General features: G+C 76.7%; 4 protein-coding genes. All 4 read left to right on the forward strand.

Annotated features, from left to right (window positions below):
* Positions 1 to 34: 34 nt before the first annotated feature.
* The 4 genes from ABD345_RS07945 to ABD345_RS07960 all read left to right on the forward strand — a co-directional run bounded on the left by ABD345_RS07945 (position 35) and on the right by ABD345_RS07960 (position 16,778).
* On the forward strand, positions 35 to 7,969 hold the full coding sequence (locus ABD345_RS07945) for an amino acid adenylation domain-containing protein (RefSeq protein ID WP_344551177.1): 7,935 nt from the start codon (positions 35 to 37) through the stop codon (positions 7,967 to 7,969).
* Positions 7,969 to 15,159, forward strand: a complete 7,191-nt coding sequence (locus ABD345_RS07950) for an amino acid adenylation domain-containing protein (RefSeq protein WP_344551178.1) — start codon at positions 7,969 to 7,971, stop codon at positions 15,157 to 15,159. The genes ABD345_RS07945 and ABD345_RS07950 overlap by 1 nt, the downstream gene beginning before the upstream one ends.
* On the forward strand, positions 15,156 to 15,980 hold the full coding sequence (locus ABD345_RS07955; protein ID WP_344551179.1) for an ABC transporter permease: 825 nt from the start codon (positions 15,156 to 15,158) through the stop codon (positions 15,978 to 15,980). The genes ABD345_RS07950 and ABD345_RS07955 overlap by 4 nt, the downstream gene beginning before the upstream one ends.
* 141 nt (positions 15,981 to 16,121) lie before the next feature.
* On the forward strand, positions 16,122 to 16,778 hold the full coding sequence (locus ABD345_RS07960; protein ID WP_344551180.1) for an HAD family hydrolase: 657 nt from the start codon (positions 16,122 to 16,124) through the stop codon (positions 16,776 to 16,778).
* The last annotated feature ends 83 nt before the right edge of the window (positions 16,779 to 16,861 follow it).

The raw sequence follows: 16,861 nt of genomic DNA on the forward strand, positions 1-16,861 counted from the left end.
TCACCACAGCCCGCAGTACCACGATGGAGACGTCATGACCTCGCCCACCCGTTCGACCCTCCCGCTGACCGGCGCCCAGACCGGCATCTGGTTCGACGAGCGACTCGCCAGCGGCCGCCTCGCCTACAACATGGCGGACTACCTGGACATCAGGGGCCCGCTGGACGACCGGCTGCTCGTCGAAGCCCTCACCCGGGTGACGGACGAGGCCGAGTGCACCCGGGCGAGGTTCTCCGAAGTGGACGGCCTGCCCGTCCAGTGGATCGAACCGCTGGACGGGCTCCCGCTGCGCACCGTCGACCTGACGGGCCACCGGGACCCGGTCGGCGAGGCGCTGCGGCTGATGGACGAGGACCTGCACCGCCCCTTCGAGCTGCTCGGCGGTCTGCTGTTCCGGGCCGTCCTGGTCCGGGTGGCCGCCGACCGCTCGCTGCTCTACCTGGCCATGCACCACCTGCTCTCCGACGGCTACAGCCGCCTCGCGGTCTACCGCAGGCTCAGCGAGGTCTACGGGGCGCTGGTGGCGGGGGAGCCGGTCGCCGGCGGCGCGCTGCCGGGGCTGGAACTGCTGCTGCGGGAGGAGGCCGACTACCTGGGCTCGGCCGCCGTGGAGCGCGACCGCGCGTTCTGGGAGGGCCAGCTGAGCGGCCCGGCCGGGCCCACCAGCCTGGCCGCGGGCGAACCGGTGCCCGGCACCGCGTTCCTGCGCGACAGCCTCGCCCTCGACGCGGCCACCGCCCGGACCCTGCGGGCGGCGGCCCGGGCCGCCGAGGTGACCTGGCCGACCTTCGCCATCGCCGCGGCCGCCGCGTACACCGGCAAGTCCGCCGGCCTGTCGGACGTGCTGCTCACCCTGCCGATGACCGCCCGGCTGACCGCCACCGCCCGCTCGGTGCCCGGCATGGTGGCCAACTACCTGCCGCTGCCCGCCCGGGTCGGCGCCACCACCACGGTGGGCGGACTGCTCCGCGCCACCTCCAGGTCCGTGGCCCGCTCGCTGCGCCACCAGCGCTACCCCGCCGACCGGATCCGCCGCTCGATCGGCCTGCGGGCCGACGACCGGCGGCCGTTCGGCCCGTTCGTCAACGTGCTCCCGCAGACCCCGGAGTTCCGGCTCGGCCCGTGCGAGGCGCGGCTGAACAACCTCTCCACCGGGATCGTCGACGACCTGATGATCACCGTCCTGGACGGCGCCGACGACGGTGTCGAACTGCACGTCAACGGCAACCCCGCGCTGTACGGCGCAGCGGAGGTCACGGACCACCTGCACCGCTTCGGCGCCTTCCTGCGCAGCCTCGCCGAAGCCGGCCCCGACACCCCGCTGGGCCGCCTCGACCTGGCCACCGACGCCGAGCGCGCCCGGCTGGCGCGGGTCGGCACCGGCCCGGCCGGCGCCCCGGGCGGTTCGCTGCCGGAGCGGGTGCGCGAGGTGGCGCTGGGCGGACCGGGCGCGGTCGCGGTGAGCGACGGCGAGGTGGTGGCCTCCTACTCGTCGCTGGTCGGCTGGGCCGACGGGCTCGCGGAGGTGCTGGGCGGCGAGGGCGTGCGCCCCGGCACCCTGGTGGGCGTGCTGGCGGAGCCGGGGACGGCGTTCGTGGGCGCGGTGCTGGGCGTGTTGACGGCGGGGGCGGCGTACGTGCCGCTGGACGTGTTCGCGCCGCCGGTGCGGGTCGCCTCGCTGGTGGCGGACGCGGGCGTGCGGCACCTGCTGGTGGGCGCGGGGCAGGAGGCGCTGGCGGCGGAGGTGGTCGCGCTGGCGGGCGACGGGGTGCGGCCGCTGCCGCTGCCGGGCGGTTTCGAGGCGGGCGCGGTCGAGCTGGGCCCGGCCCCGGCGGTGCCGGGCGGCCCGGACGACCTGGCGTACGTGATCTTCACCTCCGGCTCCACCGGCAAGCCCAAGGGCGCGATGGTGCACCGGGCCGGGATGGCCAACCACCTGCTGGCCAAGGTCGAGGACCTGGACCTGGCCGCGGGCGACACGGTGGTGCAGAACGCGCCGGTCACCTTCGACGTGTCGGTCTGGCAGATGCTCGCCCCGCTGCTGGTCGGCGGCACCGTCCGGGTGGTGGACCGGGCGACGGCGGCCGACCCGGACGCGCTGTTCGCGGTGGCCGCGGCCGACCGGGTCGCGGTCCTGGAGGTGGTGCCCTCGCTGCTGCGGGCCGCCCTGGACGCCTGGGACGCGGCCGGCACCGCCCCCGCCGCCGGCCCGCTGCGGCGGCTGATGGTGACCGGCGAGGCGATGCCGCCGGACCTGTGCGAGCGCTGGTGGCGGCGCAGCCCGGAGGTCCCGCTGGTCAACGCGTACGGGCCGACCGAGTGCTCGGACGACGTGACGCACGCGGTGCTGCGGGCCGGCGACGAGGTGGGCGTGCGGGTGCCGATCGGCGCGCCGGTGCGCAACACGAGCCTGTACGTGCTCGGCGACGACCTGCGGCCGGTGCCGCCGGGCGCGCTGGGCGAGCTGTACGTGGGCGGCGCGGGCGTCGGGCGCGGGTACCTGGGCGACCCGGTCAGGACGGCCGGCTCGTTCGTCGCGGACCCGTTCTCGGCGCTGCCGGGCGCGCGGATGTACCGCACGGGCGACCGGGTGGTGTGGCGCGGCGACGGGCAGTTGGAGTTCGTCGAGCGGCGCGACCACCAGGTCAAGGTGCGCGGGTTCCGGATCGAGCTCGGCGAGGTGGAGGCCGCGCTGCGGTCGCTGCCGGGCGTGCTGGACGCGGCGGTGACGGCGCCGAAGGACGCGGCGGGCCGGGTGCGGCTGGTGGCCCACGTGGTGGCGCCGGGCGGCGACACCACGGCGGTGCGCGCGCGGCTGGCGCGGGTGCTGCCCGACCACATGGTGCCCACCGGGTGGGTGGCGTGGGGCGAACTGCCGCTGACGCCGCACGGGAAGGTCGACCGCAAGGCGCTGTCGGCGTCCGCGGCGGGCGCCGCCGCTCCGGTGGCCGACGCGGCTCCGGCGGCGGGCCGGGCGCCGCGGGGCGAGCTGGAGCAGCTGCTGTGCGAGGTGTTCGCCGAGGTGCTGGGCGTGGCCGGGGTCGGCGCGGAGGACAACTTCTTCGCGCTGGGCGGGGACTCGATCAGCTCGATCCAGCTGGTCAGCCGGGCCCGGGCCCGCGGCGTGGTGCTGACCCCGCGGGACGTCTTCGGGCACCGCACGCCCGCCGCCCTCGCGACGGTGGCCGCCGCCGCGCCGGCCGGACCGGACCGGCCCGCCGCCGAGGACGGCACCGGCGAGGTCGAACCGACCCCGATCATCGCCCAACTGACCGAGGACCTCGGCACCCTCGACGGCCCGGCCACCGAGTACAGCCAGTACGTGCTGGTCAGGACGCCGGCCGCGCTGACCGCCGAGCGGCTCCCCGAACTGCTGGCGGCCCTGCTCGCCCGCCACGACGCGCTGCGGACGGCCGTCACCGAGGCCGCGCCCGGCGTCTGGACGCTGCGCACCCTGGAGGCCGGCGCCGTCGACGCCGCCCGGCTGGTCGACTCGGTCGACGCCGCCGGGGTGCTCGGCGACCCGGCCGCGCTCGACGCGCTGGTCACCGAGCAGGTCCGGGCCGCCCGCGGCCGGCTCGTTCCGACCGAGGCCGTGATGCTGCGGGCGGTGCTGCTGGACGGCGGCCCCGCGGCGGACGGCCGGCTGCTGCTGCTCGCCCACCACACCGTGGTCGACGGGGTCTCCTGGCGGATCCTGGTCGCCGACCTGGAGCGCGCCTGGGAGGCCGTCGCCGCCGGCCGGCCGCCCCTGCTCGACCCGGTGCCCACCTCCTACCGGCGCTGGGCCGCCACCCTCGGGGAGCAGGCCAGGAGCAGCGCCAGGATCGCCGAACTCCCGTACTGGCAAGAGCAGTTGACCGCCGATCAGCCCGCCCTCGGGCGGCGCGCCCACGATCCGGCCCGGGACACCTACGGCACGGCCGGCCGGCTGCGGCTGGAACTGCCCGCCGACCGGACGGCGGCGCTGCTGACCGCCGTCCCCGCCGCCTTCCACGGCGAGATCAACGACGTGCTGCTCGGCGCGCTCGCCGTGGCCGTCACCGACTGGCGGGCCCGGCACGGGGCCGACGGCGGGGCGCCGGTGCTGATCGAGCTGGAGGGCCACGGCCGCGAGCAGATCGTCGAGGAGGTGGACCTGGCCCGCACGGTCGGCTGGTTCACCACCGTCTTCCCGGTCCGGCTGGACCCCGGCCGGTTCGACCGCGCCGAGGTCCTGGCCGGCGGCCCGGCGCTCGGCGCCGCGGTCAAGCGGATCAAGGAGCAGCTGCGCGCCGTCCCCGACCGCGGCATCGGCTTCGGCCTGCTGCGCCACCTCAACCCGCAGACCGCCCGGCTGCTGGCGGCCGCCCCCGCGCCCGCCATCGGCTTCAACTACCTGGGCCGGTTCCGGGTCGACGGCACCACCGGCCCGTGGACGCTGGACGGCGGCAGCGCCGTGGTCGGCACCGGCGTGCACCCCGACATGCCGCTGCGCCACCCCCTCGCGGTGACCCCCGTCACCGAGGACCACGCGGACGGCCCGCGCCTGGTGGCCGACTGGCTCTGGGCGGACGGCCTGCTGACCGGGGCCGAGGTCCGGGACCTCGCCGAGAGCTGGTTCGCCGTGCTGCGCGCCCTGACCGACCACGCCGCGGCCCCCGGCGCGGGCGGCCGCACCCCGTCCGACCTGCCGCTGGTGGCGATCGGCCAGGCGGAGATCGAGGAGATCGAACGGGGCGCGGGCGGTCCGCTCACCGACGTGCTGCCGCTGACGGCGCTGCAGCGCGGCCTGCTCTTCCAGGCCGCGCTCGACCCGGACCGCAGCGACCCGTACACCCTCCAGATCACCGCCGACCTGGTCGGCGCGGTCGACCGGACGGCCCTGGAGGACTCGCTGGCGGCCCTGCTGGAACGCCACCCCCACCTGGGCGCGGCCTTCCACCACCGGCCCGCCGGCGACCCGGTCGCGGTGCTGCGCGGCGGCGTCCGGGTGCCGCTGGCCGCGGCCGACCTGTCCGCGCTCGCCGCGGACGAGCGGGCGGCCGCGCTGGACCGGCTCGCGGAGCAGGAACGCGAACGCGGCTTCGACCTGTCCAGCCCGCCGCTGATGCGCTGGACGCTGGTGCGCCTGGACGAGGACCGGCACCGGCTGGTCTGGACCCTGCACCACATCCTGGTGGACGGCTGGTCGATGCCGCTGCTGGTCCGCGAACTGCTCGACCACTACCGGCACGGCGGCGCGGCCGACGCGCTGCCCGCCGCCGTCCCCTTCCGCGACTACCTGGCGCACCTGGCCGGCCAGGACCGCGAACGGGCCCGCGCCGCCTGGCGCGCCGCGCTGGCCGGAGCGGCCGAGCCGACCCTGCTCAGCCCCGCCGCCCCGGACCGGCGCCCGGCCGTGCCCGCCCGCCTGCCGCTGCTGCTGACCGAGGCGGAGACCGCCGCGGTCACCGGCTTCGCCGCCCGCCGCGGCCTGACCGTCAACACCGTCTTCCAGGGCGGCTGGGCGATCCTGCTGGGCCGGCTGGTCGGCCGCCCGGACGTGCTGTTCGGCTCCGTCGTCTCCACCCGCCCGGCCGCGCTGCCCGGGGTGGAGGGCATCGTCGGCCCGTTCCTGAACACCCTGCCGGTCCGGGCCGTGCTGGACCCCGCCGACCCGATCGACGACTACCTGCAGCGGATCCAGGCCGCCCAGGCCGCGCTGCGCGACTTCGACCACCTGGGGCTCGCCGAGATGCTGGAGGGCAACCCCGCGCTGGCCGGCCTCGGCGAACCCTTCGACACCGCCCTGGTGTTCGAGAACTTCCCGATGGACGGCGCCGCCGACGCCGCGGCCGGCACCGGCCTGCGGATCGAGGAGGTCTCCGCCCACGACGCCCGCCACTACCCGCTCAGCCTGGTGGTCCTGCCGGGCCGTCAGCTGGAGGTGCGCTTCGACTACGCCCCCGACCTGCTGACCGGGGAGCAGGTCGCGGTGATCGCCGACCGGTTCCGCCGGCTGCTGCTCGACCTGGCGGCCGGGACCGCCGAACGGCTGGGACACCTGGACGTCCTGACCGAGGACGAGGCCGGCCTGCTGCGCAAGTGGAACGACACCGCCCGCCCGGCCACCGGGACGATCCGCGCCGGAGTGGTCGAGCGGGTGCGCGAGTTCGCGCGGAGCACCCCCGCCGCGCTCGCGGTGAGCGACGGGCGCACCGCCGCCTCCTACTCCTCGCTGGTCCGCCGGGCCGACGAACTCGCCACCGCGCTGGCCGCCGACGGGGTCGGCCCGGACACCCTGGTCGGCGTCCTGGCCGAACCCGGGACCGCCTTCGTCGGCGCGGTGCTGGGCGTGCTGCAGAGCGGCGCGGCCTACCTGCCGCTGGACGTGCACGCGCCGCCCGCCCGGACCGCCGCGCTGCTCGCCGACGCCGGCGTCCGGCACCTGCTGGTCGGCCCCGGACAGCAGGAGCTGGCCGCCGGGCTGACCGCCCCGGGCACCGGCCCCGCCCCGCGACTCCGGCCGCTGGCCGGGGAGTTCGGCACCGGCGCCGTCCCGCTCGACGGGCTGGCCGCGCCGCTGGGCGGCCCGGACGACCTCGCCTACGTGATCTTCACCTCCGGCTCCACCGGCAAGCCCAAGGGCGCGATGGTGCACCGCGCCGGAATGGCCAACCACCTGCTGGCCAAGGTCGAGGACCTGGACCTGGCCGCGGGCGACACGGTGGTGCAGAACGCGCCGGTCACCTTCGACGTGTCGGTCTGGCAGATGCTCGCCCCGCTGCTGGTCGGCGGCACCGTCCGGGTGGTCGACCGGGCGACGGCGGCCGACCCGGACGCGCTGTTCGCGGTGGCCGCGGCCGACCGGGTCGCGGTCCTGGAGGTGGTGCCCTCGCTGCTGCGGGCCGCCCTGGACGCCTGGGACGCGGCCGGCACCGCCCCCGCCGCCGGCCCGCTGCGGCGGCTGATGGTGACCGGCGAGGCGATGCCGCCGGACCTGTGCCACCGCTGGTGGGCGCGCCACCCGGAGGTCCCGCTGGTCAACGCGTACGGGCCGACCGAGTGCTCGGACGACGTGACGCACGCGGTGCTGCGGGCGGGCGACGAGGTGGGCGTGCGGGTGCCGATCGGCGCGCCGGTGCGCAACACGAGCCTGTACGTGCTCGGCGACGACCTGCGGCCGGTGCCGCTGGGCACGGTCGGCGAGCTGTACGTGGGCGGCGCGGGCGTCGGGCGCGGCTACCTGCACGACCCGGTCAGGACCGCCGCCGCGTTCGTCGCCGACCCGCACGAGCCCGGCGCCCGGATGTACCGCACCGGCGACCACGTCCGGTGGCGCCCCGACGGGCAGCTGGAGTTCGTCGAGCGCCGCGACCACCAGGTCAAGGTGCGCGGCCACCGGATCGAGCTCGGCGAGGTCGAGGCCGCGCTGCGCGCCCTGCCCCGGGTCACCGACGCCGCGGTCACCGCGGTCCGGGACAGCTCGGGGGCCACCCGGCTGGTCGGGTACCTGGTCGGCGGCGACCCGGCCGCCGTGCGGGACGAACTGGCCCGGGTGCTGCCCGACCACCTGGTGCCCACCGCCTGGGTGTCGCTGCCGGCGCTGCCGCTGACCGCGCACGGCAAGGTCGACCGCAAGGCGCTGCCCGAGCCCGGGCCGGACCGGGCCGCGTCGGCCGCCGGCCGGCGGCCGGCCACCGAGGAGCAGCGGGTGCTGTGCGAGGTGTTCGCCGAGGTGCTCGGCCTGGCCGAGGTCGGCGTCGACGACAACTTCTTCACCCTGGGCGGCGACTCGATCAGCTCGATCCGGGTGGCCGCCCAGGCCAGGGCCCGCGGCCTCGGGATCACCCCCCGGGACGTCTTCGGGCACCGCACCCCCGCCGCCCTGGCGGTGGCGGCGGCCGCCGCCGCGCCGGCCGAACCGGCCCGCGCCGCCGCGCCGGCCCCGCTGCTGGAGCTGAGCGAGGACGAGATGGACGAACTCGACATCGAGCTGGAGTCATGATGGGACGCACCGAGGGACGAGGGCGCACGAGCGAGTTCCTGCCGCTCTCACCGCTGCAGCAGGGCTTCGTGTTCCACGCCGACTTCGTCGGGCGGGACGTCGACGTCCACGTGCTGCAACTGGTCGCCGACCTCGCCGGGGACCTGGACGCCGGGCGGATGCGGGCGGCCCTGGCCGGCCTGCTGGAGCGGCACGCCGGACTGCGGGCCTGCTTCCGGGCCCGCCGCTCCGGCGAGACGGTGCAGGTGGTGCCCGCCGCCGTCGAACCGCTCTGGCGGGAGCACGACCTGTCCGCCACGGCCGAGGGCGAGCGCGCCGCGGCCCTGGAGCGGCTGACCGAGGCCGACCGGGCCGAGCCGTTCGACCTCACCCGGCCCCCGCTGCTGCGCGCCACCCTGGTGCGGCTCGGCGGCGACCGGCTGCGCCTGCTGCTGACCGTCCACCACATCGTGCTGGACGGCTGGTCGATGCCGCTCCTGCTGGACGAGCTCTTCACCCGGTACGCGGGCGGCCCGGCGCCGACCGCCCCCCTCCCGCACCCGCGCGAGTACCTGGCCTGGCTGGGCCGGCAGGACCGCACGGCGGCCCGGGCGGCCTGGCGGGCGGCCCTGGCCGGCGTCGAGGAGCCCACCCACACCGTCCCGCCGGACCCGGCCAGGGCCGCGCTGCTGCCCCGGACGGCGGTCACCGCGCTCGCCGAGGCCGACACCGCCCGGCTGGCCGAGTGGGCCCGCGGCCGCCAACTCACCCTGGGCAGCGTGGTGCAGGGCTGCTGGGGCCTGCTGGTCGGCCAGCTGACCGGCCGCGCCGACGTGCTCTTCGGCGTGGTCGACTCCGGCCGCCCCGCCGAGCTGCCCGGCGTCGAGTCGATGGTCGGCATGTTCGCCAACACGCTGCCCACCCGGCTGCGGCTGGACCCGGCCCGGACGGTGGCGCAGCTGCTCGCGGACTTCCAGGACCAGCAGGCCGAACTGCTCCCGCACCGCCACCTGGGCCTCGCCGAGATCCAGGAACTGGCCGGGCACGGAAGCCTGTTCGACACCGCGGTGATGTTCCAGAACTACCCGATGCCGGCGGCGACCGCCTTCACCGAGCTGACCGGCCTGACCCTGCACGGCTCCGAGATCCGCAACGCCACCGAGTTCCCGCTGAGCCTGGTCGCCCTGCCCGGCCGGGAGCTGGAACTCCGCGTCCAGTACCGCCCGGACCTGTTCGAGGACGCCGAGGCCGAACGGCTCGCCCACCGGCTGGCCGCCCTGCTCGGCCGGATCGCCGCCGCGGCCGACCTCCCGCTCGCCCGGCTCGACCTGCTGGCCCCCGCCGAACGGGACGAGGTGCTGCACGCCCGCAACCGCACCGAGGCGCCCGCCCCCGCCGCGCTGCTGCCCCGGCTGCTCGCCGACCGGGCCGCCGCCCGGCCCGGCGCCGTCGCGGTCCAGTACGGCGACGAGCGGCTGACCGCCGGCGACCTGCACGCGCGGGCCAACCGGCTGGCCCGCCAGCTGATCGACCGCGGCACCCGGGTCGGCAGCGTGGTCGGCCTGGCCCTGCCGCGCTCCACCGACCTGGTGGTGGCCGCCCTCGCGGTGCTCAAGACCGGCGCCGCCTACCTCGCCATCGACCCCGACCACCCGGCGGACCGGATCGCCCACATGCTCGCCGACGCCGCCCCCGGCGTCCTGCTGAGCACCTCGCCCACCCTCGCCGGACTGGGCCGGACGGGCACCGTGCTGCTGCTGGACGACCCGGTGGCCGAGGCCGAGCGCGCCCTGCTCCCCGACCACGAGCTCACCGACGCCGAACGCGGCGCCCCGCTCGACGCCGCGCTGCCCGCCTACGTGATCTACACCTCCGGCTCCACCGGCCGGCCCAAGGGCGTCGTCGTCCCGCACGGCGCGTTCGTCAACCTGGTCGACGACATGTGCCGCCGGCTGGAGGTCACCGAGGACGACCGCTTCCTCGCGGTGACCACCTTCGGCTTCGACATCGCGATGCTGGAGCTCTTCGTCCCGCAACTGGCCGGCGCCCGGCTGCTGCTGGCCGACCGGGCCACCGCGGTCGACCCGGCCGCCCTGGCGGCGGCCGTCACCACCGGCCGGGCCACCCTGATGCAGGCCACCCCGAGCCACTGGCAGGCCCTGGTGGCCACCGCCCCCGAGAGCCTGGCCGGGCTGCGGGTGCTGGTCGGCGGCGAGGCGCTGCCCGAACCCCTGGCGGCGGAGCTGAGCCGCCGCGCCGCCGCCGTGTTCAACGTCTACGGGCCCACCGAGACCTGCATCTGGTCGACCGCCGAGCGGCTGGACGGCACCCGGGCCGGCGCCCCGCCGATCGGCCGCCCGATCGCCAACACCCGGGTGTACGTGCTGGACGCCGCGCTGCGCCCGGTGCCGGTCGGCGCGGTCGGCGAGCTCCACATCGCCGGCACCGGCCTGGCCCACGGCTACCTGAACCGGCCCGCGCTGAGCGCCGAGCGCTTCGTCGCCGACCCGTACGGCGCCCCCGGCACCCGGATGTACCGCACCGGCGACCTGGTCCGCTGGCTCCCCGACGGCGCGCTGGACTACATCGGCCGGACCGACCACCAGGTCAAGGTGCGCGGCTACCGGATCGAGCTCGGCGAGATCGAGAGCGTGCTGGCCTCCCGGCCCGAGGTCGAACGGGCCGTCGTGACGGCCCGCGAGTTCGCCCCCGGCGACACCCGGCTGGTCGCCCACCTGGTGGCCGCGCCCGGGGCCGGGGCGGACACCGCGGCGGTCCGCGAGGGCGTCCGCGGCACGCTGCCCGAGTACATGGTCCCCGCCGCGTTCGTCTGGCTGGACGCCTTCCCGCTCAACCCCAGCGGCAAGGTGGACCGCGGGCGGCTGCCCGCCCCCGACCTGGCGGCGGCCGCCGGCCGGGAGGCCGCCGACCCGGTCGAGGAGATCCTCTGCGGGCTGTTCGCCGACGTCCTGGGCCTGGCCTCGGTGGGCGCCGAGGACCACTTCTTCGAACTCGGCGGGCACTCCCTGCTGGCCACCCGGCTGGCCGGCCGGGTGCGCGGCGCGCTCGGCGCCGAGATGTCGGTGCGCACCCTGTTCGAGCACCCCACGCCCGCCGGGCTGGCCGCCCGCCTGGACACCGCCGCGGCGGCCCGCCCGCCGCTGCGGGCCGGCGACCGGCCGGACTTCCTGCCGCTGTCGCACACCCAGCGCCGGCTCTGGTTCGTCAACCGGCTCGACCCGGCGGCCGGCGGCTACCACGTCCCGCTGGCCGCCCACCTGGACGGCCCGCTGGACCTGGTCGCACTGCGCGCCGCCCTGGGCGACCTGACGGACCGGCACGAGATCCTGCGCACCGTCTTCCCCGACCTCGGGGACGAACCGGGCCAGGTCGTGCTCCCCGCCGAGCGGTCCCGCCCCGCGCTCGAACCGGAGCCGGTGAACGGCGCCGACCTGGAGCGGCGGCTGACCGAGGAGGCCGACCGGACCTTCGACCTCTCCCGCGACCTGCCGCTGCGGGTGCGGCTGTTCGCGGTCGGCCCGCAGGAGCACGTGCTGCTGCTGGTCGTCCACCACATCGCCTTCGACGGCTGGTCGACCCCGGTGCTCGCCGAGGACCTGGCCCTCGCCTACCGGGCCCGGACCTCCGGCACCCTGCCCGACTGGGAGCGGCTCCCGCTCCAGTACGCCGACTTCGCGCTCTGGCAGCAGCGGATGCTGGGTGCCGAGGACGACCCCGACAGCCTGCAGAACACCCAACTGGCCTACTGGACCGAGGCGTTGCGCGGCCTCCCGGAGGAACTCGGCCTGCCGCTCGACCACCCGCGCCCGCCGATCGCCGGCTACCGGGGCGACGTGGTGCGGTTCGCCGTCCCCGCCGACCTGCACGGCCGGCTGGTGCGGCTGGCCCGCGCGTCCGGGGTGAGCCCGTTCATGGTGGTCCAGGCCGCGCTGGCCACCACGCTGGGCCGGCTCGGCGCGGGCGCCGACGTCCCGATCGGCGTGCCGGTCGCCGGCCGCTCCGACGAGGCGCTGCACCCGATGGTCGGCTTCTTCGTCAACACCCTGGTGCTGCGCACCGACCTCGGCGGCGACCCCACCTTCGAGCAGCTGCTGCACCGCGTCCGCGACGCCGACCTGGCCGCCTTCCAGCACCAGGACCTGCCGTTCGAACGGCTGGTGGACGCGCTCGCCCCGGTCCGCTCGCTCGCCCGGCAGTCGCTGTTCCAGGTGATGCTGGCCTTCCAGAACACCGAGGCCCCCCGGTTCGAACTGCCCGGCCTGCGGTCCTCCTTCCGGGAGACCGGCAGCACCGCCGCCAAGTTCGACCTGGTCTTCGAGTTCACCGAGCGGGGCCCCGGCGAGGAGCTGTCCGGCCGGCTGGAGTTCGCCACCGAGCTGTACGAGCGCCCCACCGCCGAGCGGATGGCGGCCCGCTTCCTGCGGCTGCTGGAGGCGGCCGTCGACGCCCCCGGGACGGCGCTGAGCGACCTGCCGGTGCTCGACGAGGCCGAGCGGCGGCAGATCCTGGACGAGTGGGCCGTCCCGCCCGTCCCGCCCGCCGCTCCGACCGGCGCCACCGTGCCCGAGCTGTTCGAGGGCTGGGCGGCCCGCCGCGGCGAGCACCCCGCCTTCGTCTCCGCCGACGGCACGCTCAGCTACCGGGAACTGGACGCCCGGGCCAACCGGCTGGCCCGCGAACTCGCGGACCTGGGCGCCGGCCCCGGGGCGATCGTCGCCCTGATGCTGCCCCGCTCAGAGGAACTGCTGGTCGCCCTGCTGGCCGTGCTCAAGTCCGGTGCCGCCTACCTGCCGGTCGACCCCGCCTACCCGGCCGACCGGATCACCCACATGCTCGCCGACGCGGACGCCCGGCTGCTGCTCACCTCGACCGGGCTGCTCGCCGCCGGCGCGCTGCCCGCCGAGGCCGCCGGCCGGGCCGTCGCCGTGCCGCTGGACGACCCGGCCACCGCGGCCCGGGTGGCCGGCCGCTCCCCGGAGCCGCTCACCGACCGGGAGCGCCGCCGGCCGCTGCACGACCGCCGGCCCGCCTACGTGATCTACACCTCCGGCTCCACCGGCAAGCCCAAGGGCGTGCTGGTCGCGCACCGCACGGTGGCCGAGCTGACCGCCGACCACCTGCGCCGGTTCGCGATCGGCCCCGACACCCGGGTGCTGCAGTTCGCCACCTTCAGCTTCGACGCGGCGGTCTGGGAGCTGTGCTGCTCGCTGCTGGCCGGCGCCACCCTGGTGCAGGTCCCCGACGAGCGGCGGGCCGGCCTGCCGCTGGCCGACTTCATGACCGAGCAGCGGATCAACCTCTGCCTGCTGCCGCCGGTGGTGGTGGCGGCCTTCCCCGCCGAGGCCGCCCTGCCCGCGGACCTGGTGATGACGGTCGGCGGCGCGGCGCTCCCCGCCGAGCTGGTCGAGCGCTGGGGCCGCGCCGTGCGACTGCACAACATCTACGGCCCGACCGAGACCACCGCGGTCTGCACGGTCAGCGACCCGGTCACCGCGGGCCGCCCGCCGATCGGCCGCCCGCTGGCCGGCCACCGCGCGTACGTGCTGGACGCCGCGCTGCGCCCGGTGCCGGTCGGCGCGGTCGGCGAGCTCTACATGGGCGGCACCGGCCTGGCCCTCGGCTACCTGAACCGGCCGGTGCTGAGCGCCGGGCGCTTCGTCGCCGACCCGTACGGCGCCCCCGGGGGGCGGATGTACCGCACCGGCGACCTGGTCCGCTGGCTCCCCGACGGCACGGTGGACTACATCGGCCGGACCGACCACCAGGTCAAGGTGCGCGGCTACCGGATCGAGCTCGGCGAGATCGAGAGCGTGCTGCTGGAGCACCCGCTGGTCGACCAGGCCGTGGTGGTGGCCCGGGAGGACCACCCGGGCCTGCAGACCCTGGTCGGCTACCTGGTGCCCGTGCCGCGGGCCGCGGTCGACCACGCCGAGGTGCGCAGCCGGCTGGCCCTGCGGCTGCCCGACTACATGGTGCCGCCGATCCTGATCACCCTGCCGGAACTGCCCGTGACGGTGAACGGCAAGCTCGACCGGGAGGCCCTGCCGGCCCCCGACCGGACGGCCGGCGCCGGCCGGGCCCCGCGGACCCCGACCGAGCGGACGCTCGCCGCCGCCTTCGCGGAGGTGCTCGGCCGCGAGTCGGTCGGCGCCGAGGAGGACTTCTTCGCGCTGGGCGGCAACAGCATCGGCAGCGTCCAGCTGATCGCCCGGGCCGCCAAGAGCGGGCTGCGGCTGGCCGTGGCGGAGGTCTTCACCCAGCGCACCGTCGCCGCGCTGGCCGCCCTGCTGGACCACCGCGGCGAGCAGCCGGGCGGCGCCGCCCACCTGGTCGGACAGCTGCGCGAGAGCGGCCTGGCCGACGACCCGGACCCGTTCGGCCCGGTGCTGCCGATCCGCCCGACCGGCGAACTGCCGCCGCTGTTCTGCGTGCACGGCGGACTCGGCACCAGCCTGCCCTACCTGGGGCTCAGCGGGTACCTCGACGAACGGCGGCCGGTCATCGGCCTCCAGGCGCCGCAGGTCAGCGGCGGCACGCCGGCCGGGAGCATCGAGGAACAGGCCGACGAGTACCTGGCCCGGATCCGCGCGATCCAGCCGCACGGCCCCTACCACCTGCTCGGCTGGTCCTTCGGCGGGCTGCTGGCCCACCAACTGGCGGTGCGGCTGCGGGCCGAGGGCGAGGAGGTGGCCTACCTGGCCAACCTGGACGCCTTCCCGTACGACCGGGCGCTCGACGGCGAGATGCCGGGCCGCGACGGACTGCTGACCAGCTTCCTGGAGTACCTCGGGGAGGAGCAGGCCGCGGCCGCCGCGGACGCGCTCGACACCGCCGCCGTCGCCCGGGTGCTGTCCCGGCACGGCGGACCGTTCGCCAGCCTCACCGAGGCGGACGTGGAACGGCTGGTCGAGGTCATGCGCCACCACGTGGAACTCGCCGAACGCTTCACCCCGGGCCGCTTCGACGGCGAGATGACGCTGTTCGTGGCGACGGCCGGCCGCACCGCCCGGGAGCGGGCCGACGCCCCCGGGCGCTGGGCCCCGCACGTGGCGGGCGGCGTGGTGGTCCACGGGATCGACCACGCCCACGAATACCTGATGCACCCGGCCCCGCAGGCCGAGATCGGCGCCCTCGTCGACGCCGGACTGCGCCGGTCGGCCCGGAACCCCCGCTCGGAAAGGACCCCATGAGCACTCTCGCCCCGGGACCGCTCGCCGCGGCCCCGATCGGCGGCTCCGCCGTCGAGACCCTCGCCCTGGCCGGACGCCGGCTGCGCCACCTGCGCCGGGCCCCCGGCCGGCTGATCGGCGTCGTGCTCAACCCGATGGTGATGCTGCTGGCCGTCGGCTACCTGTTCAAGAACGCGATCAAGGCCCCGGCCGGCGGCAGCTACCAGGAGTACCTGATGGCGGGCATCGCCATGCAGGTCGGCCTGGCCAGCATCGGCCCGACCGCGATCAGCGTCGCGCTCGACCTCAAGGCCGGCCTGATGGACCGGTTCCGCTCGCTGCCGATCGTGCGCGGCTCGGTGCTGGTGGCGCACGCGGTGGGCGACTTCCTGGTCAGCCTGGCCGTGCTGGCCGTGGTCTGCGCGGCCGGCCTGGCGGTCGGCTGGCGCACCCACGGCAGCCCGCTGTCGGTGCTGGCCGGCTTCGCGGTGGCGGCCGGGTTCGTCATGGCGATGGTCTGGGTGGGGATCACCATCGGGCTGGTGGTGCGGAACATCGAGTCGATCGACTCGATCGGCGCGCTGGTCCTGGTGGTCTGCACCTTCCTGTCGAACGCGGTCTTCCCGGCCGAGGCGATGCCGGCCTGGCTGCACCCGGTGGTCCAGTGGAACCCGATCAGCGCGGTCTCCGACTCCTGCCGCCGCCTCTGGGGCAACCCCTACGTCGCGGACGGCGGCTTCCCGGGCCAGCACCCGCACCTGGTGGCGGTCGTCTGGCTGGCCGTCCTGCTGGTCGGCACCGCCTGGCTGAGCCTGCGCACCTTCCGCCGGGCGGCCGCCTGAGGCCGGCCCGGCCCGGCTGACCGGGACGAACCTCCCGGTCAGCCGCCCCGTCGACCGCTCGCGCAGGACCCGGCCGCCGGCGGCCGCCCGGCACGGCAATCCTCCGTGCCGCTCGACAACGGCGCCGCTTACCCTTGGCGGGTGCGTACACACATAGTCTGGGACTGGAACGGCACCCTGCTGGAGGACATGGCGGCGGTGGTCGGGGCGAGCAACGCCGCGTTCGCCACGGTGGGGGTCGCGCCGATCACGCTGGAGGAGTACCGGGCGCACTACGAGATCCCGATCCCGCGGTTCTACGAGCGGCTGATGGGCCGGGTGCCGACCGCGCAGGAGTGGCTGGTGCTGGACGACGCGTTCGACGCCGAGTACACGGAGCTGTTCCCCTCCTGCGCCCTGACGGCGGGCGTCGAGGGGCTGCTGTCGCAGTGGGTCGAGGCCGGGCACAGCCAGTCGGTGCTGTCGATGTACGGGCACGAGAAGCTCGTCCCGGCGGTGGACGCGTTCGGGATCACCCGGTACTTCACCCGGGTGGACGGGCGGCGCGGGGAGTCCGGCGGCCGCAAGGCCGGGCACCTGGCGCTGCACCTGGACGCGCTGGGCGACGGGATCGACCGCGGGCGGACGGTGCTGATCGGGGACGCCGCGGACGACGCCGAGGCGGCGCTGGCCGCGGGCATCAAGTCGGTGCTGTACACCGGGGGTTCGCATCCCCGGGAGAAGCTGGCCCACCTCGGCGTGCCGGTGGTGGACTCGCTGGCGGAGGCCGTCGCGCTGGCGGAGGAACTCGCCCGGTAGGCGTGTCACGGCGCGGTGGCGGGGCAGGCGCGGCCAGGGTGGGGGTACGAGCAGGCAGCCCCACCCCGTCCGTCCAGCCCTAG

The sequence above is a fragment of the Kitasatospora saccharophila genome, from assembly GCF_039529925.1.
GTDB lineage: Bacteria > Actinomycetota > Actinomycetes > Streptomycetales > Streptomycetaceae > Kitasatospora > Kitasatospora saccharophila.